Raw genomic sequence first — 263 nt, forward strand, 5'->3', positions numbered from 1 at the left:
TTTTTGAATGAGTTTTATTTCTCTTATATATATCTAGCGTTACTTTTTTATTGATGTGTAAGAAAAAGATAAATACACCTAAAAATCCAATAACACAACTCAATACAGCAACACTTTCCTGTATTTGAATATTAAAAATATTGACGTAATTACGCAAAAGTGCACTAATCAAAATTGCTAGTCCAGCACCTATACTTGCCCCACTATTTTTAACAGGTTTCACGATATCTAAATTGTTATATTCTTCTTCACTCAATTTGGCA

The 263-nt window shown here is 28.9% G+C and carries 1 protein-coding gene; it reads right to left on the reverse strand.

Annotated features, from left to right (window positions below; translation table 11 throughout):
• Positions 1-263: DUF443 family protein (locus HMPREF3267_RS02915; RefSeq protein ID WP_141762958.1), on the reverse strand; the 263-nt coding region annotated here is incomplete at both ends.

This window comes from Staphylococcus sp. HMSC62D11, assembly GCF_001839145.1.
In the GTDB taxonomy this organism is placed as follows: Bacteria; Bacillota; Bacilli; order Staphylococcales; family Staphylococcaceae; genus Staphylococcus; species Staphylococcus lugdunensis.